This is a genomic window from uncultured Marivita sp. (assembly GCF_947488135.1).
In the GTDB taxonomy this organism is placed as follows: domain Bacteria; phylum Pseudomonadota; class Alphaproteobacteria; order Rhodobacterales; family Rhodobacteraceae; genus Marivita.
Genome location: NZ_CANKYW010000009.1, coordinates 1 through 16,636 on the forward strand (window position 1 = coordinate 1; position 16,636 = coordinate 16,636).

A 16,636-nucleotide genomic window follows, 5' to 3' on the forward strand; every position below is an offset into this window, starting at 1 on the left:
CGCGGCTCTGGAAACATCAGACATGGCCGCGTAACTAAGACCAATCAGCCTCCGGAAAACCCGGAGCGGTTCAGACCGTGTGACCTGCGGCTCGCCATTGCGACCGAAGCAGGGCGAGGTCTGTTCGGTGTATTTCTCGCAAGCCGAGAGGAGGCCCGCGGCGGCGCAGAGCGCGAGGAACGGATTTAAACTCATATCACATGTCTCCAGAAGTTGGGATTGGCGCGCCAATCGGCGGGCACGCGGGCCTCGCCAGTGGCGCCGCCACCGAGGATGGGAAGGAGGTCGCCCAAGGCGGAAAGGTCCGCATCGACGAAGACGCTGTCGCCCGCCGAGCGCACGAGCGCGATGCGCTGGCCAATGGTGGGTTGGACAAGGAGGGCGGCCTCCTTGGCGTTGACGCGCAGGAAGTCGTAATCGGAGATCGTGGCGCGATCGTTCGGGAAGAGGATCTGGGTCGGCACCGTCTCGACGATGGTCTTGCCGACGCGGGAATCCCGCAGCTGGCTCGGATATTGCGTCATCATGATCACCACGCAGTTCATCTTGCGCAGCGTCACCAGCCAGTTTTCCAGCCGCGCCCCGAAGTAGGGATCGTCCAAGAGCTTCCAAGCCTCGTCGAGGACGATGATGGTGGGGCGGCGATCCTCGACCACGCGTTCGATCTGGCGGAAGATGTAGGAGAGCACCGCCATGCGCTCGGTGGTCATGTCGAGGATCTCGGTCATGTCGAAACCGATGATGTCAGAGGCCAGTTCAAGCCCGGCACCGTACTCTGGTTCGTCGAAAACCCAGCCGTAGCGACCGCCCGGGGCCCATTCAGCGACGCGGGACTGCAGCTCGCCATCGTCATCGAGCGACTGAAACAGGGTCTCGAAACTCGCGAAGCGCCGGAGTGAGCCCTCGGCATGGGCATTTTGTGAGACCGCGCTTTGGATGTGTCGTGACTGCTCGCCCGTTAGGGTTCCATTGCGTGTGAGAAGTGTCGCAAGCCAATCCGAGAGCCAGGCGCGGCCACGTTCGTCGATTTCGGTATCGAGGGGGTTCAAGCCCGAGGGCACCCCGGCGCGGATCTCGTTGTAGCGGCCGCCGAGGGCGCGCACGGCCATCTCGAGGCCGCGATCCTTGTCGAAGAAAAAGAGCCGCGCGCCGACCCGCTGCGCCTGCGCCGCGAGGAAGGCGGTGGTCAGCGTCTTGCCGGTGCCGGTGCGCCCCAGCACAAGCGTATGGCCGACGGTGGGTTCCTTCCCCGGGCTACCCGTCTCGTGGAAATTGAAGCGATAGCCCGAGGTGCCAACCGTCGGCAGGACCGAAATGGTCTGGCCCCAGGGCGATTGGTCCGGGCCACGCCCTTCGACGCTGCCATGGAGGGCCGCGAAGTCGGCGAAGTTGATCGAGGAGATCGGTGTCTTGCGCGCGCGGTAGCCGAAATTGCCGGGGGATTGCGCGAAGTAGGTGGCTTTCAGTGCCATGTTCTCGCGCACGATCACCGACATGATTTCCTGGCCCACGCGTTTGATCTGGGCGGCGGCGCGCTCGAGCGTGTCGCGGTCGGGGGCATAGACGGCGATGGAGAGGTGATGATCGCCAAAGGCGATCCGTCCCGCCTCCTGATCGTCGGCAGCCTGGCCGAGCTGTTCGCGCAGAGAGACGGCGGCATCGTCGGAAGCCTGCATCTGGCGGATGATGCGTTGAATGCGTTCGGCCATGATGTTGTTCGGGATCGGGCTGAAGGAGTTCGTCAGCACGATGTCGAGGGGGAGGTCGAGCGCGTCGAGAAGCGTGACGTCCGTGAGGGCCGGATAGGTTTTCATGGAAAAGAGCGCGCCGTATTTGACCTGACCGGTCACGGCGTCGGTCAGGGTGACGACGTCGCCGTCAAAGGTGGCGCGGCAGTTGCTCAAGGTATGCGAGAGGGGCAGGGCGCTTTGCCCGAAGGCGATGGGGGAGAAGCTGCCTGCGTTCAGCGTGTTGAGGTAGCCCAGCCACTCGCCGCCCGATTTCGTGAGCCTGACGGGGTTGGCCGAGGCAAGCGCAACCTCGAAGAAGCCCATGACCTCGTTCAATTCCTGCATCCGTGTCGCGCGGTCCTTGACCCAAGCCTTGCGGGCCAGCGCGCGCAGGAGCGGAATGCGCGCGGAGATGTCGGGACGCCGGATGACGCTGAGATAGAGTTGGCGCTTTGCCGGGCGCAGGTCTTTGACATGGGCCTGCCAGTGGGCGTCGATCGCGGCGGCAAAGTTGTCCCCCTCGATGGGGCGCATGCCGAGATCCTGCGGGACCGAGATCCGATGGATGTAGAAACCGAAGGCGTTGCCGGTCTGGGCGACGATGGCTGCGACCGCGCGTTTGAGCGCATCGAGCCGGGCATCCTCGGTGGTCATCGGGTTCAGCCCGTCGAGGCGCAGGGTCGCCAGGAGATCGCCCTCGCGCAGGACCATGACATCGTCATCGGCGAGGGCAAAATACGGCAGGTGTTCGGCGAGATAGCTCTCCCGCGCGAACGCCCCGCCGCCCGCTTGATGCAGGGCTGTTCCGTGAGTGGAAAGAGTGCCTGCATCAAGCGCCAAAGCTGTCGCCCCCGTGCAGGGCCCGGTTCTTCGTCGGGCGCACCGATCCATAGGAGACGCGCAGCACTTCGAAGAAATGCGGCTCGCGGTCGGCGACGAACCAGAGGATCGGATAGGCGACGAGCCCGACCAGGAAGAAGACCATCGACTTCGTCCAGATAAACGGCAGAACGACCCCGGTCGCCAGCACCACAAGGTATCCGACAGGGAGACCCAGATACTTGGGCGGACGGGCGAGGCCCAGAAAAAGGGGGGATCGTTCTGCCACTGCTCTACTCGGATCTCAGGAGAAGCCGTCGACGATGGTACCGGCCGAGAAGATCAGCACGATCCCGATAATAACCGAGGCAAACCAGCCCCAGTTCAGCCGCCCCATCATGCACATGAAGCCGGTGCCGATCACGGCGAGCGTGGCGACCGCGATCCCGATCGGGCCGGTCAGGGCGGCCTCTACGGTTTCCAGCATGGTCTGGATCGGCGACAAGTCCTGCGCGAAGGCGGGCGTTGCGAAAGCCGCCAGGGTTGTGGCGACAGGCAAGAGGCGGCTGAGGCGATGTCGGAGCATGCGAAGTTTCCTTGTTTTACTGAAGATCGATGAGGACGGGCGCGCGGGCTGGAACACCGTCTGCGACGCGGATGTCCGGAGCGGAAACAGGCTTACCTGCCAGCCGGGACCGGATCCGATGGATGCGCGCGATATAGTCGCGGGTCTCGGTGAAAGGCGGGACGCCTGAATACTCGATCACGCGGTGCGGCCCGGCATTATAGGCTGCGAGCGCCAGGTCGATGTCCTTGAACGTGGCGAGCTGCGCGAGCAGATAGCGCGCCGCGCCGTCGAGGTTCTGGGAGGGATCGCGCGGATCGACTCCGAGGCCGCGGGCCGTGTCCGGCATCAGCTGGCCCAGGCCGTAGGCACCCTTGGGGCTCACGGCGGTCGGGTTATAGCTGCTTTCCGCCTCAACCAGGGCGCGGAACAGGATCTGCCAGTCCTGCGCGTCGAGACCGACGCGACCCAAGGCACGATTGCCCGCATGGCGCTCGGCGGTGGTACGGATCAGGGAGAGTATGCCGTCGCGACCGGAAGGCGGCGTGGCGTCCAGCGAGGTCAGAACAACATCGTCATCCGTGCTATCACCCAGACCAGCCCATGCAGGCCGCTCGCCATGAAAGGTCCAGCCGGATGTCCAGGCCGTGCCGTCGCGGCCGAAGGCGATGACATCAGCCGCGCTCCTCGAGGGTGATGTTGTAATCAGGACCAAAGCGCAGATCGCGCCCGTCACCGAACTCGAGATGATGTTTGAAGAGCCCCGGCCATATGTTGAAATATCGCGGCTCCGGCCCGTGCGGGGTGATCCGGGTCGAGACCAGAATGGCTTCCGGCTCGCCTGCGCGCAGGTAGATGCACTGGTAGCGCGGCTTGCCATCGTCCGTGAACCCTACGAGTTCATACCGGCAGCGGAACGCGATGCCTTCTTCTTGAAGGTCTTTCACACCATCAATGGTGATCAGGATCTGGTTGCGCGCTATCGGCATGTTCGGACTCTCCCCATGAGAGCCCTTCTACTTCACGACACTAAGGCCATAAAGACATATGGAGTCAATACGACATATTGCAGAAAAATACAAATTGCACGATAGTCGCCGCAACTTTTGCGGGAGAGTGACATGAAACGACAGGTCTTGGCGGCGATTATCGGGGTGTTTGGGGTTCTTGGGGTGCCGGAGAAGGCGCGGGCCTATGACATCGACTGCGCCATCATGCTCTGCATGGCCGGCGGGTTCCCCCCGAGCGCTGTCTGCGCGCGCGCCTATCGCACGATGATCCGCCGCATAACCCCCTGGCCGAGCTTGCCGCCCTTCGGGGTCTGCACATTCGCCCATGTGCCGGTCGAGCTTGGTGGGCCCGGCGGGGAGGGCGAACTCGACACCAACCTGCCGGAATACGAATGGCTGAACCGCACTCACGTAATCTGGTTCACCGGGCGCTCCTACGAACCGCGCGACGAACCACGTCAGTGGGACTGGTCGATCCGCTCCTGCGATCGCGAAAACCGGACCTGCCGCTACATCCAGCGGGTTTACGGGTCCCACACGCCCTGGCCCGCGACATTCATCTCGGAAAGCGGCCAGGAGATCGCTTACCCGACCAGCGTTGGCCTATGGCACTTCTATTCTCGCAGCATCATGGTCGAATACGGCGACTACGAGGGCAACATGGGTCACTCGGAGTGGTTTTCCTACTGATCTGAGCTGTCACTGGGCGTCAGGGAAAACGGGCGCACGATGGCAAGACTGGCATCAAAGCGTTCCGGATCGACATGCCAGCGGCGGCTCACCGAGCCATCATTCCAACGGTAATCGGTGAACAGGTGAATCTCCTGCGCCCCGTCGTTCAGAAACCCTTCCTGGAAAGGCCAGCCTGTCTTTCTCTTCGCCATGTACCCGCGCCACTCGTACCGTTCTTGCCGTTCTGTCTTTCGTATTGGGTGGCGGGATCAAAGCCTCAGGAAACGGACTTGCGCTTCGCGAAGAGTTCTTCGGGGTCGACATTGAGCGCCTTGGCGATGCGTTCGAGAAGGTCGAGGGAAGCCGCGAACTTGGCGTTCTCGACCTTGCCCATATGGCCGCGGCTCACGTCGGCCCGATGAGCAAGCTCCTCCTGGCTGAGGCCGCGGGCGCGTCTCAAGTCCTGGATGTTCAGTGCTACACGGTCCCGCAAGTTCATGCCCGTGAAACGGACACGGTGCGCGAAATATCGCCACGCGATATATGTTACATTCGGAGGCGCAGAGAAGAATTCTTGGAACGGCGCGAGATCGCCGGAATGGGATTCCTGCCGATACGCAGGTCACGGGATGATCCGTCTCGCAAACATTATGGGCCGTTCAGTCGTTCTTTCGGAAAAGGGCGGCACCGGCAATACCGGTGCCGCCAGTCGGTCGTCTACAGGGAGGTTGTAGAGGACTCATTCTACAGGGAGCTTTGAGGTCAGCTAAAAATCGCATAAGACTTCTTATGTAAATATTATGGAATTGGTTTTGGGCTGTGACGAGTTATCAAATGAAAATGAGTTGGGCGAGGTATTCGTGAGTTCAGCATAAGCCCGCTCGCCGCGCGATATTTGCCTCTTTAGAACCTCTTTCGCTGGGCCAAGTTGTCCACTCGTGAGGAATTTTACAATATCTTCATGCTCGGCAAATGACTTGTCGGTGCGCCTAGGGCCGCGCGAAAGATATGTTCGGATTGTCCTGACGATATCCCCCACTTTTTGATATCCATCCTTCAGATAGGCGTTTCCGCAAAAATTGAAGAAAGCGTCGTGGAAATCCGCGTCGAGATCCAGATATCTCTCGAAATCATCATTTGACTGGGCGACAGACATTTCGGAAAGAACTCTTTCGAGATCAAGCAAGAACGCCCGGCGATCTCTTTCAATGGCCAAATCGACCGCATTGAACTCGAGGATGGTTCGATATCCGCAAAGATGTTCTATGTCCTCGCGAGAGAGTGTGAACACGAAGGCCCCCCTCTGTGGGAAGATTTTCACCAGACCCTGGAGGTGCAACGCTACGAGCGCCTCGCGAATCGGAGTGCGGCTGATACCAAGCTCGTCCGCAAGTTTCGCCTCCTGCAGCGGCTCGCCCAGACGAAATCGCCCTCGAATGATTCCCTCGCGAATTTGCACCTCCGCCAGTTTCTTCAATGATTCTGGTCTTTTGAACTGTGGTGTGCCCAGCATTTTGAGGACGCCTTTCCATTATGCAGATGACTATACCACGAAAACGATTGCAATCCATACAATATCTGAGATATCAGGCGGCATCACTTGGGGCGCCCGCCTCAGGTCTGCCTAAGGGAGGATACATTGCTGAAATTTTCAACCTACGCGCTCGGCGCAACCTTGTCCTTTGGTCTCGCCTTTGGGGCCTCTGCTGAAACTGTCATCAAAGTCGGCCATGGAGCCGCTGAAACATTCCACATGCACCGTGCGCTGCTGAAGTTCGAGGAACTGGTCGAGGCCGGGTCGGGCGGCGAGATTGACGTTCAGATATTCCCGTCGTCGCAGATGGGCCCAGACCGCGAGATGATCGAAGGCGTCCAGACAGGCGTTCTGGAGATGGCCATCCCTCCGTCGTCCTTCTTCGCGGGTTGGGATCCGGCTTTTGCCGTGATCGAGCTGCCCTACATGTATTCTTCCAAGGAAGTCGCCTGGAAGGTTTTGAACAGCGGAGAGGGCGACGGCATGCTGGCCCGTGTTGAGAACCAGGGGCTTGTCGGGCTGGGCTGGCTGGAATTGGGAGTGCGCAACGTCACCAACAACACCCGTCCGATCGCCACCCCCGAGGACCTGGAAGGCATCAAGCTGCGGACGATGAAGGTGCCCGCGCATGTCGCGACATTTGAATCGCTGGGCGCAAACCCCACGCCGATGAACTTTGGCGAGGTCTATTCTGCGCTGCAGCAAGGCGTCATTGATGGGCAGGAAAACCCGCTGGCGATCATCACTTCGCAGCGCTTCTACGAGGTACAGAAGTACCTCTCGACCACCGGCCATGTATTTGCTGTTTACATGCCGGTGATCTCCAAGCCCTTCTTCGACAGCCTGTCGGCCGAGCATCAGCAGCTTATCCGCGACTCCATGGCAGAAGCGCGGACCTATCAGGCCGAGTTGATCACCTCGGAGGATACGGCCCAGCTTGAAGAAATCCGCGCGGCCGGTGTCGAGGTTCTCGACCTGACAGCGGAACAGCGACAGGCCTTCGCCGACAAGACCGAAAGCGTCCGGCTGCAATACCGCGATGAGGTTGGTGCCGAGGCTTATGACGCCTGGGTCGCTGCCGTGGCTGCAGCCAGCGCGAACTGATCGGCAGGTACGGTTCTTGATCGGGCATCCGTACCGCAGTGGTGCGGGTGCCCCTCTTTTTTTCGGGGAGGGGAAACATGTCAGTCATCAAATGGATTGATCTGAATGCGGAAAAGTTGCTGGCCAGCCTGTTGCTCGCCGCGATTGTCCTGCTGATCTTTGGCAACGTCTTTATGCGCTATGTCATGAACGCCTCTCTGTCTTGGGGAGAGGAGCTGACCCTTTGGATGTTCGTCTGGTTCGTCTGGCTGGGCGTCAGCTATGCATTTCATACCGGAGACCATGTCCGGATCACGGTCCTGCGGGATTTCCTGAATGAACGCGCGCGGCTGATGGCAGATGTGGTTATCGCACTGCTGGTGCTGGGGTTCCTGATCGTCCTGACCCTTGAGTGCATCAAGCTGATCCGCATGCCCTTTGTCGCCAGCCAAAGCTCGGTCGTACTGGGACTGCCGATCCCGATCCTCTACGCCTCTGCGCCGGTCGGGGCAGGCCTATCTGCTATCCGTGTCGTCCAGCACCTGATCCGAACCCTGCGTCAGATCGCAGAAACCAAGGCGTGAGGGCCAAACCATGCTTGCAACCGTACTTTTCCTGACGCTTTTTGCTCTGCTGTTGTTCAGTGTTCCCATTGGTATCTGCCTTGGCCTTGCAACAATGATCGTGATGGTCTTTGTCGAAGGCACGCCACCGATGGTGTTGCTGGCGCGCTCGGTAGTGACCGGCGCGGACAGCTTTCCGCTAATCGCCGTGCCACTCTTCATCCTTGCCGGTGACCTTATGCAGCACGGCGGCATGTCCCGGCGGCTGGTAGGCTTTGCCAATGCGCTGATCGGGCATATCCGCGGTGGGCTGGCCTATGTGAACGTGCTGGCCTGCGTGTTCTTTGCCGCCATTTCGGGATCGTCGCCTGCGACAGTTGCGGCCATCGGGTCGAACATGATCCCCGAGATGGAAAAGGTTGGCTATTCTCGCCGGTTCAGCGGCGCGCTAACCGCCTCGTCGGGGATGATCGGCGTGATGATCCCGCCCAGCATCCCCTTTATCATCTATGGAGTCACCGCCGAGGTCTCTATCGGCAAGCTGTTCCTTGCGGGCGTCGTGCCCGGGATCCTGTTTGCGCTGATGTTCATGCTCGTCGCACGGATCCTGTTGCGCAACGATACAGTGGTTCAGCAATCAACCAAGCCCTTCTCCGGCCCCGGTGTCTGGCACAGCTTCCGCGCCTCGATCTGGGCGCTACTGGTGCCCGGAATTATTTTGGGCGGCATCTACAGCGGCATCTTCACCCCGACCGAAGCAGGGGCGGTGGCGGTCGTGTATGCTGCTTTCATCGGAATTGTCGTTTATCGAGATATCACGATCCGGGACCTGCCTGAAATCCTAGCCGGCAGCGCCAAGACAAGCGGAACGATCTTGGTCCTCGTGATTATGGCCACGGCTTTCGGCAGGTTAATCACACTCGCGCAGATCCCGTCTCAGCTCGCAACGACCATCACCAGTCTGTCAGACAATCCGATCATGATCCTTCTACTGATCAATGTCCTTCTGCTGATAATTGGCATGTTCATGGAGACAATCTCTTCGATCATTATCATGACACCCATCCTGCTACCGGTGGCCACCGCGCTTGGCGTCGATCCTATCGTTTTTGGTGTCATCCTCACTGTCAATCTGGCAATCGGTTTCTGTACGCCGCCTTTGGGGGTAAACCTGTTTGTCGCAAGCAGTATCTCGAAAGTCTCTATTGAGGGCCTGAGCCGGGCGATACTCCCCTTCTTCGTCGGTATGCTCGTACTCCTGATGCTGGTGACCTACGTGCCGGCGATTTCGCTCGCACTACCGTCCTTGTGGTGAGCAGAATGGATCTGGATCTCTCGCACCCTTCGATCGAAGACCTGCGCCGCACCGCGCAACAGCGGATACCGCGCTTTGCCTTCGAATACCTCGACAGCGCGACGGGCCGCGAACTGGGGATGAAGATCAACCGCGATGCGCTGGATGCCATCGGATTCATGCCCGCGATCCTGTGTGGGCGGACCAAGGCCAATCTAAACCGTAGCTTGATGGGGCAGGACTATCACCTGCCTTTTGGGATTGCGCCGGTGGGTATGTCGGGGCTGATGTGGGCAGGTGCAGAACGGGTGCTGGCCAAGGCGGCCGTGCGCGCCAACATTCCGTTCTGCCTCTCCAGCGTCGCCGTCGCCTCGCCTGAGGACGTGGCTCCGTTTATTGGCAACAACGGCTGGTTCCAGCATTACCCGGTAAATTCCGCTGAACTGCGCCAAAAGATGCTTCTGCGTATCAAGGCAGCGGGGTTTCACACGCTTGTCATCACTGTGGATGTCCCGGAAGAGAGCCGTCGCGAGAGGCAGCGCCGCGCCAACCTGACAGTGCCGCCCAAGGCTGACCTTCGTACGCTTGCGGAAATGGCAAAGTGTCCGGCTTGGTGTCTAGCCCACCTGCGCGAAGGGATCATGCCCAGAATGCGTTTCTTCGACGACTATGTTCCGTCGCGCGGTCGCGAAAGCTTCACCCATGCCGGAGCGTTGATCCGCGGTGTTCCTGACTGGAAGTACCTGCGGGAGTTGCGCGCTGAATGGGACGGCAAGCTGGTGGTTAAGGGCGTCCTGCGCCCTGAAGATGCGCGCCGGCTTGTCTCGGAAGGCGCAGATTGCATCTGGGTCTCGAACCATTCGGGCCGCCAGTTCGAAGCGGGTCCTGCCGTGATAGACCAATTGCCCAAGATCCGTGAATCCGTCGGCCCTGACATGCCCCTGATATACGATTCAGGTGTCTCTTGGGGGCTAGACGTCATGCGCGCGTTGGCAATGGGCGCAGACTTTGTCATGCTGGGCCGCGCGTTTCAATACGCCGTCGCAGCGTTTGGACAGAAGGGCGTCGACCATCTGATCCATATCGTCAAGGCCGATATCACCGCCAACATGAGCCAACTGGGCGTCGAAAGCTTTGACGCGCTTGCTGATTGCCTTCTTGACCGGGGTTGACGGAATTTCCGGTCAAGACGAAAGCCTGTTTCCCAGCATCCCCGCCACGATAAGGTCGGCTGTCGAGGCCGAACAAGCCATCGGCAGGTCATAGACCGTCGCTAGCCGCGTCAGTGCCTTGACATCGACATCGTGCGGCATGGGGGACAGAGGATCGACAAAGAAAATCAGCGCATCCAGGCGTTCTTCGCATATCATGGCGCCGATCTGCTGGTCTCCACCCAAGGGTCCGCTTTTCAGAGCGGTCACGTTGAGCTCCGGAAAAGCCGCCGCGATCCGTCTACCGGTCGTACCTGTCGAATAGATCGACACCGAGGCCCATTGGTCTCGATGCCGGCCGACCCATGCGACAATCTCATCCTTCCGCGCATCATGCGCGACAAGGGCAAAGCGAGGCGGGCTATCGAATGAATTGTTCGACATAGTCCTCTCCAAGACCAACTTCCGCAAAGTGCTTTCGGCAAAGGTCGATCTTGGTGAACACGTCCTCGTAGCCCGTGACCTTACCCCAGGGATCGACGTAGCACATGACGCCGTTGACCTGGAAATAGGTGACCATTTCCTCTACGTCGTCGGGCACGACCAGTGTGTGCGTCTCGCCCGGCGGTTCAAAGACATATCCGCCCTCTTCGGCGGTCCAGTCATGTTCCAGATAGTGCCAACGCCCCTTCAGAACGAAGCCATGCACCGGCTGCGGATGGCGGTGGCGCGACAGCACTCCAGCCTTGCGCACCTTGAGAAGGTTCATCCAGTAGCCCTGCGACCGGTTCAGGCAAAGCGGGCGGAACCAGACGTTTTCCGCCTGCGGAACCCAAAGCCGTTCGTCGCAGTTCATGGCATTGGGAATGACAATCTCGTCCTGCACATCCTTCGGAAAGGGCAGCTGATAGGGCATGCGTGACGTGTCTTCGGTCATGTCTTCATCCTCACATTGCAAGATAGCCGCCGTCCACCGGGTAAACCGCCCCGGTGACAAAGCTTGCCTCTTCGCTAAGAAGCCAGCGCACCAACGCGCCAACCTCCGAGGCTTTTCCCCAGCGTTTCATAGGCGTTCGGGCCATGATTCCTGCGGTGCGCGTGGGATCATCGCGCAGCCCCTGGGTCATCTCTGTCTCGATCCAGCCGGGGGCGATGGCATTGACCCGAATTCCGTCCCCGGCCCAGCTCCCCGCAAGCGCCTTGGTCAGTTGCGCGACCCCCCCCTTCGATGCCGAATATGCCGGCACCAGCGGGCCGCCAAATGTGCTGAGCATCGACGCGGTATTGACGATCGCGCCGCCTGAGGCCGCCAGCAGCGACTGGGCGGCAAGACTGCAGCGCATGGTGCCTGTAAGGTTGACCTCCAGCACGCGGGCAAACACGTCGATATCATATTCTTCGCCCCGGCGCAGGATGCCCGCGCAGTTCACCAATCCATCCAACCTGTCCAGACCGCCAAAAAGCCCCGCGACAGAGGCGGCGTCGGTCACATCCAAATCGGCCAGCGTGATCCCCGGATGTGTGCCGAACGCCGCGCGCTCCGCCTCCGATGGTGAGGCGGCAATAACCTGCCAGCCGGCCCCTGCAAGTGCCAGCGCAACCCCTGCCCCGATCCCTCGGGTTCCACCAGTTACGACCGCGGTTTTCATACCGTACCCTCCAGATCCACCGCCGCCGCAACAAAGCGTCGCGCGCGCGTGGCAATGTCTTCCAGTGAATAGTCGGGCTTGAACAGCGCTGAGCCAAGCCCGAATGCATCAGTCCCGGCAGTACGGTAGGCTGCCATGCCTTTAGGGGTAATCCCGCCCACCGCAGCGACAAGCGCCTCGCGCGGCAGGACGGCGCGCATCGCAGCGACGGCTTTGGGCGGAATCATTTCCGCCGGAAAAAGTTTCAGTACTTGAGCACCAATGTCGAGCGCGGCAAAGGCCTCGGTCGGGGTCATCACGCCCGGACACCAGGCAAGGCCCTTGGCCACCGCTGCGGCGCCGAGTGCGGGGTTCATGTTTGGAGCGACGATGATCCGTCCCCCGGCGTCAGACACTGATGCCATGTCAGTTTCGGTCAACACGGTCCCCGCGCCTACGAGGGCGTCGTCCCCCAGGCGCTGCGCGATCCGTTCGATGGATGTTAGTGGCGCGGGCGAGTTGAGCGGCACCTCGATCACCCGAAACCCCGCCTCCACCAACACCTCGGCCACTGCGACCGCACGATCTGGATCGAGCCCGCGCAGGATTGCGATCAGTGGTGTCGCCTTCAATGCGCCATCAAGTGTCATCATGAAATCAGCCCCGCGGCTTGTGCGATCAGGAAATGCCCCTTCGCCACGATTTCATCAGGGGCGCGGCGGCTTTGCAGACCGGCGGTGGTCAGCGCCGTTTCATATCGGTCGGCCAGGTCGCTGCGCCCGATGATCGTGACCGGGCCGTTCGCATCGCCACGCGCCAGCGCCGCCTTGACTTCTGCCCCGATCAACAGACCAGACAGATAATCCGCAACCGCGCCGCCCTCCATCCGGCCCATCAAGGGCAGCGTCCGGACGTGGAAAAGATCGTGAAGCAAACTGGACCCCGCATCGAGACCCGCCGCGACGCCCTTAGCAAAGCCCGCAGCGTGATGGGGCCCCTCCTCCATCAGAGTACCAAGGATCGTGTGTCCCTTTAGAGCGGCGAAGATTTCACCACTCATATAGGTCGCATAATCCTCGATCCGACCTCCAGCCACGCGGATCCACTTGCTGTGGGTACCGGGCATCACAAAGGTGCCGTCCGACAGGCCAACCGCCTGCGCCCCCACAATCTGGGTTTCTTCGCCGCGCATGACATCCGGGCCGGATGCATGTTCTGTGGTGACCCCCGTGACAAAGCGCAGTTCAGTCCCGCCAGAGGTTCGATGGCATACCAGAGCCTGCGCAAGATCGCGTGCATCCAGTGGGACACGCGCATAGGGCGTCTCGATCCAGCCGTTGCGGCTGGTGATCATGCCTGAAGCAAGCACCGGCAGTTTGGAGTGATGACCCCAACAGCTGATCAGTTTGTCAAAGACCGCTTCGAAATTGCGGTCCTTGACCTGCATGATGCCCTCAGCTGACGACACCCTATCCAGCACCTCGCCGTTTGCGCCGATCAAAAAGGCGCGAAGCGACGAGGTGCCCCAATCGATCCCGATCAGCGCCGGTTCAGATGCGGCCGAATTCATTCAGCAAATCCTCGACCGTCTTGCCTTGTGCGACCCATTCGCGGGTTTTCTCTTCGCGATCGGCCTGTTCCTGTGCAAGCCGCACGGTTTCTTCGGCGATCTCTTGCGGAACGACAACGACGCCCATCAGATCGGCGACGATGAAGTCGCCAGGGTTCACGACGACGCCGCCGCAGGCGATGGGCACATTGATCGAAAGCTCTTCCTTGCGGGCCGAAAACATCGTGTGCGTTCCGCGTGGCGTGATCGCGCGGGTCCAGATCGGCCAGTTGATGTCTTCGAGCTCATCGGTGTCGCGTCCAGTTCCGTCAACGATCATGCCGCGAATGCCTCGGTTTTTGGCCAGACCGCCCATCAGACCGCCGCAAACCGAGGTTTGCAGATCGCCACCGGCATCAACCACGATCACGTCGCCAGGCTGCGCCATTTCAAGCGCGCGCAGCGGGTCGACCAGATCGCCCTTCGACAGCTGAACCGTCACGGCCTGGCCAGTCACTTTTGCCCGGAAAGCGGGCTTGATGGCGCTGTCCATGACGCCCGTGCGATATTGCACATCGGCGAAGATGGCGGCGGCGGAATATGCCTGCAACACCTTGTCGAATTTCTTCAATAGCTCCGGGTTGCGGTCAAAATCATTGAAGACCCTGAGGTCCGTGCTCACTTCTGGCATGACAATCTCCTGTTATGTCGTCGCTTTGGCCAATGCCTTGGCATTGACGGTGTAATCAGGCGCTTGGCCGGTCAGGACCTTGGCCACCTGTGTGGCTGCCGTGACGCGCGCCGCACGGATGGATTCTTCGGAGTAATAGGCGGCGTGCGGGGTGATCAGCACGTTCGGAAGGGTGAAGATCGGGTTGTCGGCGGGCGACCAGTTGGCGCGCTTGGCCGGTTCTTCCTCCGGATCGTCAAGGCCCGCCGCCGCCAAATGTCCCTCTGTCAGCGCGCGGTAGAGGGCCTTGTTGTCCACGGTTGGACCGCGCCCCGTGTTGACGAGGATCGCGCCCGGTTTAATGGCAGCGAATTCCGCGTCTGACAGGAAATGCCGGGTCTCTGGGGTCATTGGGGCTTGCATCAGGATGTAGTCCGAGCGTGCCAACAGATCGGCCTTGGAGACCAGTTCGGCACCGAAGGAGGCCGCAATATTGGCGGGTAGGAACGGATCATAGGCGATGACCTTCACACCAAAGGCTTGCGCCCGAAGCGCGATGGCCTGACCGATCTTGCCGAACGACACGACCCCCATCGTCCGGCCACGCAGCCTGTAGACCGGTTGGCCGCTCTGCCATCGCCAGATACCGTCATGCGTCGCCCGGTCGTAATCCGGCAACTTGCGTGCCAAGGTCAGCCAAAGCGAAATGGCGTGATCTGCCACTTCCTCGGTGCAGTAATCCTGCACATTGGTCACCAGGATGCCGCGTTCCGTGGCAGCGTCGACATCGACGATATCGACGCCCACGCCGTAGCGGGCGATGACCTCGCATCTCTGCATCCGTGTGATCGTTTCTTTCCCGATGCGGGCATATTGATTCATCATCGCGGCGCAGTGCGGCGCGATGTCGAACAGATCCGCCTGGTTTTTGGCCTGAAGCGCGATCACTTCCGCGCCTGCGGCCTCCAGTATTTCCGTCTCGATAGCTACATCACCAAAGTCGTAGTCGGTGATCACAACTTTGGGTCTGTCCTTTCTTGGCGCAAAGCTGGCTGAATCAATCATATGCACCCGCCGAATATGTCAGTTCATACGAGTGGCTGTAGAGCTCGAAAATGTTGCCGAACGGGTCTTCCATATAGACCATGCGATAAGGCTTTTCGCCGGGGTAGTACTTGCGCACCTGTTGCATGCGCTGCCTGCCACCTAGCTCTTCGATGATCTTGACGCGGCCTTCGAGATCTTCGTCCTGGACACAAAAGTGGAACAGGCCCCGACGCCAGTATTCAAACGGGCGGTCTTCGTCGATGGTTTTTGGAAATTCGAACAGTTCGATCCCGACTCCGTCGCCCATCGACAGATGCGCAATACGGAAACTGCCCCAGCCCTCGCCAAAGACATCATCACACATCTGGCCGATTGCGCTTTCGTCGTGGTGGATTTCGGTCGGCTCCATCAGAACGTAGAGGCCAAATGCTTTTGAATAGAACTCCACGGCCTTTTCCAGGTCAGGAACCGTGATACCGATATGAGAGAATGTAAGAGCAGCCATGGGTAGTTTGGTCCTTTGTACGTTTGTTAGAGAATGTTGCGAACAATGCCGCCTTCGATCCGGTGCGCTGCGCCATTCGACGCCGTGCTGGCCGAGATTGTGACTATCATCCGGGCGACTTCATCCGGTTGGACAAAACGCTGAATGAGAGACGTCGGTTCGTCTGACTTGAAGTAGTTGTCGATGATGGTGTCGAGCGGCGCACCCTTCTGGTTTGCCAGGCCGTCAAAATAGGCTTCGACTCCCTCGGTCCAGGTGGGACCAGGCAAAATCGAGTTGACCCGTACCTTGGTGCCTTTGGTCAGCTCTGCCATGCCGCGGGTCAGGCCCAGCATGGCCGTTTTGGTCACCGAGTAGTGCACCATTTGGGGCAGCGGTTTGACCCCGGCTTCGCTGGCCATATTGATGATCGAGCCTTCGCCCCGTTTCAGCATAGCAGGCAGAAAGATACGACTCATCCGGACGGCGGACAGGACGTTGATATTGAAATAGTGAATCCAGTCGTCGTCTGTCAGATCTTCAAACGGCTTGACTGAAAAGATACCGACGTTGTTGACCAGCACATCGACGTCGCCCTGAGCCCGCGCGAAATCGGCCAGGGCCGTTGCATCAGAAGTTTTGGTAAGGTCGGCAGCGATGCCTTTGACGTTTCCAAAGGGGGTCAGGTCGTCAACGCAAGCCGCGACTTCCGCATCCGTCAGGCCATGCACGATCACGCGCGCGCCCTCCAGGAGATATACACGAGCGGTGGCTTTGCCGATGCCCGACCCAGACCCGGTTACCAGGACCAGCTTGTCTTTAAGACCCAGATCCATG

The 16,636-nt window shown here is 60.2% G+C and carries 23 protein-coding genes; 6 read left to right on the forward strand and 17 right to left on the reverse strand.

Annotation, left to right across the window (positions count from 1 at the left end):
• Positions 1-189: hypothetical protein (locus tag Q1B16_RS19215; protein WP_299792883.1), on the forward strand; the 189-nt coding region annotated here is incomplete at its 5' end.
• A 2-nt stretch (positions 190-191) separates the two neighbouring features.
• Here the strand turns inward: Q1B16_RS19215 and Q1B16_RS19220 are convergent.
• The 5 genes from Q1B16_RS19220 to Q1B16_RS19240 are packed head-to-tail and all read right to left on the reverse strand — an operon-like array spanning position 192 to position 4,103.
• Positions 192-2,621, reverse strand: a complete 2,430-nt coding sequence (locus Q1B16_RS19220; protein WP_299792886.1) for a type IV secretion system protein B4 — start codon at positions 2,619-2,621, stop codon at positions 192-194.
• Positions 2,560-2,838, reverse strand: coding sequence for a VirB3 family type IV secretion system protein (locus Q1B16_RS19225; protein ID WP_274576734.1), 279 nt, complete (start codon positions 2,836-2,838; stop codon positions 2,560-2,562). Before Q1B16_RS19225 ends, Q1B16_RS19220 begins: the two co-directional genes overlap by 62 nt.
• Before the next feature lie 15 nt (positions 2,839-2,853).
• Positions 2,854-3,135: a TrbC/VirB2 family protein gene (locus tag Q1B16_RS19230; protein ID WP_065335126.1), complete on the reverse strand. Its 282-nt coding sequence runs from the start codon at positions 3,133-3,135 to the stop codon at positions 2,854-2,856.
• Between the two features lie 16 nt (positions 3,136-3,151).
• Positions 3,152-3,829 carry a lytic transglycosylase domain-containing protein gene (locus Q1B16_RS19235; RefSeq protein WP_299792920.1) on the reverse strand — a complete coding sequence of 226 codons (678 nt, stop codon included), beginning with the start codon at positions 3,827-3,829 and terminating at the stop codon, positions 3,152-3,154.
• The gene (locus Q1B16_RS19240; protein WP_299792923.1) at positions 3,789-4,103 is read right to left on the reverse strand and encodes a hypothetical protein; all 315 of its coding nucleotides are present in this window, start codon (positions 4,101-4,103) and stop codon (positions 3,789-3,791) included. The genes Q1B16_RS19235 and Q1B16_RS19240 overlap by 41 nt, the downstream gene beginning before the upstream one ends.
• Before the next feature lie 132 nt (positions 4,104-4,235).
• Here Q1B16_RS19240 and Q1B16_RS19245 point away from each other — a divergent pair, with 132 nt between their 5' ends.
• Positions 4,236-4,814: a hypothetical protein gene (locus Q1B16_RS19245; protein WP_299792926.1), complete on the forward strand. Its 579-nt coding sequence runs from the start codon at positions 4,236-4,238 to the stop codon at positions 4,812-4,814.
• Here the strand turns inward: Q1B16_RS19245 and Q1B16_RS19250 are convergent.
• The 3 genes from Q1B16_RS19250 to Q1B16_RS19260 form a co-directional block, all read right to left on the reverse strand.
• On the reverse strand, positions 4,808-5,008 hold the full coding sequence (locus tag Q1B16_RS19250) for a hypothetical protein (protein WP_299792929.1): 201 nt from the start codon (positions 5,006-5,008) through the stop codon (positions 4,808-4,810). The two genes, Q1B16_RS19245 and Q1B16_RS19250, sit on opposite strands and share 7 nt — an antisense overlap.
• A gap of 65 nt (positions 5,009-5,073) precedes the next feature.
• Positions 5,074-5,295, reverse strand: coding sequence for a helix-turn-helix transcriptional regulator (locus Q1B16_RS19255; RefSeq protein WP_067264667.1), 222 nt, complete (start codon positions 5,293-5,295; stop codon positions 5,074-5,076).
• Between the two features lie 288 nt (positions 5,296-5,583).
• Positions 5,584-6,309: a GntR family transcriptional regulator gene (locus Q1B16_RS19260; protein ID WP_299792933.1), complete on the reverse strand. Its 726-nt coding sequence runs from the start codon at positions 6,307-6,309 to the stop codon at positions 5,584-5,586.
• A gap of 126 nt (positions 6,310-6,435) precedes the next feature.
• Between Q1B16_RS19260 and Q1B16_RS19265 the strand changes: the two genes are divergently transcribed.
• From Q1B16_RS19265 to Q1B16_RS19280, 4 genes are all read left to right on the forward strand, one after another.
• A complete protein-coding gene (locus Q1B16_RS19265; RefSeq protein ID WP_299792936.1) occupies positions 6,436-7,434 on the forward strand; it encodes a TRAP transporter substrate-binding protein in 999 nt (332 codons plus the stop codon).
• 77 nt (positions 7,435-7,511) lie between these two features.
• A complete protein-coding gene (locus Q1B16_RS19270; RefSeq protein ID WP_299792939.1) occupies positions 7,512-7,997 on the forward strand; it encodes a TRAP transporter small permease in 486 nt (161 codons plus the stop codon).
• A gap of 10 nt (positions 7,998-8,007) precedes the next feature.
• Positions 8,008-9,291: a TRAP transporter large permease gene (locus Q1B16_RS19275; protein WP_299792943.1), complete on the forward strand. Its 1,284-nt coding sequence runs from the start codon at positions 8,008-8,010 to the stop codon at positions 9,289-9,291.
• Between the two features lie 5 nt (positions 9,292-9,296).
• A complete protein-coding gene (locus tag Q1B16_RS19280; protein WP_299792946.1) occupies positions 9,297-10,442 on the forward strand; it encodes an alpha-hydroxy acid oxidase in 1,146 nt (381 codons plus the stop codon).
• A gap of 12 nt (positions 10,443-10,454) precedes the next feature.
• Here Q1B16_RS19280 and Q1B16_RS19285 read toward each other — a convergent pair whose 3' ends face one another.
• Genes Q1B16_RS19285 through Q1B16_RS19325 form a run of 9 tightly spaced genes read right to left on the reverse strand, consistent with a single transcriptional unit; the run spans position 10,455 to position 16,635 of the window.
• Positions 10,455-10,865 carry a methylglyoxal synthase gene (locus Q1B16_RS19285; protein WP_299792949.1) on the reverse strand — a complete coding sequence of 137 codons (411 nt, stop codon included), beginning with the start codon at positions 10,863-10,865 and terminating at the stop codon, positions 10,455-10,457.
• Positions 10,843-11,358: a 2,4'-dihydroxyacetophenone dioxygenase family protein gene (locus Q1B16_RS19290; protein WP_299792952.1), complete on the reverse strand. Its 516-nt coding sequence runs from the start codon at positions 11,356-11,358 to the stop codon at positions 10,843-10,845. The genes Q1B16_RS19285 and Q1B16_RS19290 overlap by 23 nt, the downstream gene beginning before the upstream one ends.
• A gap of 10 nt (positions 11,359-11,368) precedes the next feature.
• The gene (locus Q1B16_RS19295; RefSeq protein WP_299792955.1) at positions 11,369-12,070 is read right to left on the reverse strand and encodes an SDR family oxidoreductase; all 702 of its coding nucleotides are present in this window, start codon (positions 12,068-12,070) and stop codon (positions 11,369-11,371) included.
• A complete protein-coding gene (locus Q1B16_RS19300; RefSeq protein WP_299792958.1) occupies positions 12,067-12,702 on the reverse strand; it encodes a 2-dehydro-3-deoxy-6-phosphogalactonate aldolase in 636 nt (211 codons plus the stop codon). Before Q1B16_RS19300 ends, Q1B16_RS19295 begins: the two co-directional genes overlap by 4 nt.
• Positions 12,699-13,619 (reverse strand): 2-dehydro-3-deoxygalactonokinase, encoded by a 921-nt coding sequence (locus Q1B16_RS19305; protein ID WP_299792961.1) that lies wholly within the window; start codon positions 13,617-13,619, stop codon positions 12,699-12,701. Before Q1B16_RS19305 ends, Q1B16_RS19300 begins: the two co-directional genes overlap by 4 nt.
• The gene (locus Q1B16_RS19310; RefSeq protein WP_299792964.1) at positions 13,600-14,289 is read right to left on the reverse strand and encodes an RraA family protein; all 690 of its coding nucleotides are present in this window, start codon (positions 14,287-14,289) and stop codon (positions 13,600-13,602) included. Before Q1B16_RS19310 ends, Q1B16_RS19305 begins: the two co-directional genes overlap by 20 nt.
• Before the next feature lie 12 nt (positions 14,290-14,301).
• On the reverse strand, positions 14,302-15,333 hold the full coding sequence (locus Q1B16_RS19315; RefSeq protein ID WP_299792967.1) for a C-terminal binding protein: 1,032 nt from the start codon (positions 15,331-15,333) through the stop codon (positions 14,302-14,304).
• A complete protein-coding gene (locus Q1B16_RS19320) occupies positions 15,326-15,820 on the reverse strand; it encodes a lactoylglutathione lyase family protein (RefSeq protein ID WP_299792970.1) in 495 nt (164 codons plus the stop codon). The genes Q1B16_RS19315 and Q1B16_RS19320 overlap by 8 nt, the downstream gene beginning before the upstream one ends.
• 26 nt (positions 15,821-15,846) lie before the next feature.
• Complete coding sequence (locus Q1B16_RS19325) at positions 15,847-16,635, reverse strand: SDR family oxidoreductase (protein ID WP_299792973.1); 789 nt, start codon at positions 16,633-16,635, stop codon at positions 15,847-15,849.
• Between the last annotated feature and the right edge of the window lies 1 nt (position 16,636).

Excerpts from the sequence above, each read along its gene's own strand:
- Q1B16_RS19230 (WP_065335126.1), bottom strand. The coding sequence starts at position 3,135 with ATGCTCCGACATCGCCTCAGCCGCCTCTTGCCTGTCGCCACAACCCTG.
- Q1B16_RS19245 (WP_299792926.1), top strand. The coding sequence starts at position 4,236 with ATGAAACGACAGGTCTTGGCGGCGATTATCGGGGTGTTTGGGGTTCTT.
- Q1B16_RS19240 (WP_299792923.1), bottom strand. The coding sequence starts at position 4,103 with ATGCCGATAGCGCGCAACCAGATCCTGATCACCATTGATGGTGTGAAA.
- Q1B16_RS19315 (WP_299792967.1), bottom strand. The coding sequence starts at position 15,333 with ATGATTGATTCAGCCAGCTTTGCGCCAAGAAAGGACAGACCCAAAGTT.
- Q1B16_RS19320 (WP_299792970.1), bottom strand. The coding sequence starts at position 15,820 with ATGGCTGCTCTTACATTCTCTCATATCGGTATCACGGTTCCTGACCTG.
- Q1B16_RS19280 (WP_299792946.1), top strand. The coding sequence starts at position 9,297 with ATGGATCTGGATCTCTCGCACCCTTCGATCGAAGACCTGCGCCGCACC.
- Q1B16_RS19285 (WP_299792949.1), bottom strand. The coding sequence starts at position 10,865 with ATGTCGAACAATTCATTCGATAGCCCGCCTCGCTTTGCCCTTGTCGCG.
- Q1B16_RS19250 (WP_299792929.1), bottom strand. The coding sequence starts at position 5,008 with ATGGCGAAGAGAAAGACAGGCTGGCCTTTCCAGGAAGGGTTTCTGAAC.
- Q1B16_RS19260 (WP_299792933.1), bottom strand. The coding sequence starts at position 6,309 with ATGCTGGGCACACCACAGTTCAAAAGACCAGAATCATTGAAGAAACTG.
- Q1B16_RS19325 (WP_299792973.1), bottom strand. The coding sequence starts at position 16,635 with ATGGATCTGGGTCTTAAAGACAAGCTGGTCCTGGTAACCGGGTCTGGG.
- Q1B16_RS19290 (WP_299792952.1), bottom strand. The coding sequence starts at position 11,358 with ATGACCGAAGACACGTCACGCATGCCCTATCAGCTGCCCTTTCCGAAG.
- Q1B16_RS19220 (WP_299792886.1), bottom strand. The coding sequence starts at position 2,621 with ATGGATCGGTGCGCCCGACGAAGAACCGGGCCCTGCACGGGGGCGACA.
- Q1B16_RS19270 (WP_299792939.1), top strand. The coding sequence starts at position 7,512 with ATGTCAGTCATCAAATGGATTGATCTGAATGCGGAAAAGTTGCTGGCC.
- Q1B16_RS19305 (WP_299792961.1), bottom strand. The coding sequence starts at position 13,619 with ATGAATTCGGCCGCATCTGAACCGGCGCTGATCGGGATCGATTGGGGC.
- Q1B16_RS19255 (WP_067264667.1), bottom strand. The coding sequence starts at position 5,295 with ATGAACTTGCGGGACCGTGTAGCACTGAACATCCAGGACTTGAGACGC.
- Q1B16_RS19275 (WP_299792943.1), top strand. The coding sequence starts at position 8,008 with ATGCTTGCAACCGTACTTTTCCTGACGCTTTTTGCTCTGCTGTTGTTC.
- Q1B16_RS19310 (WP_299792964.1), bottom strand. The coding sequence starts at position 14,289 with ATGCCAGAAGTGAGCACGGACCTCAGGGTCTTCAATGATTTTGACCGC.
- Q1B16_RS19295 (WP_299792955.1), bottom strand. The coding sequence starts at position 12,070 with ATGAAAACCGCGGTCGTAACTGGTGGAACCCGAGGGATCGGGGCAGGG.
- Q1B16_RS19300 (WP_299792958.1), bottom strand. The coding sequence starts at position 12,702 with ATGATGACACTTGATGGCGCATTGAAGGCGACACCACTGATCGCAATC.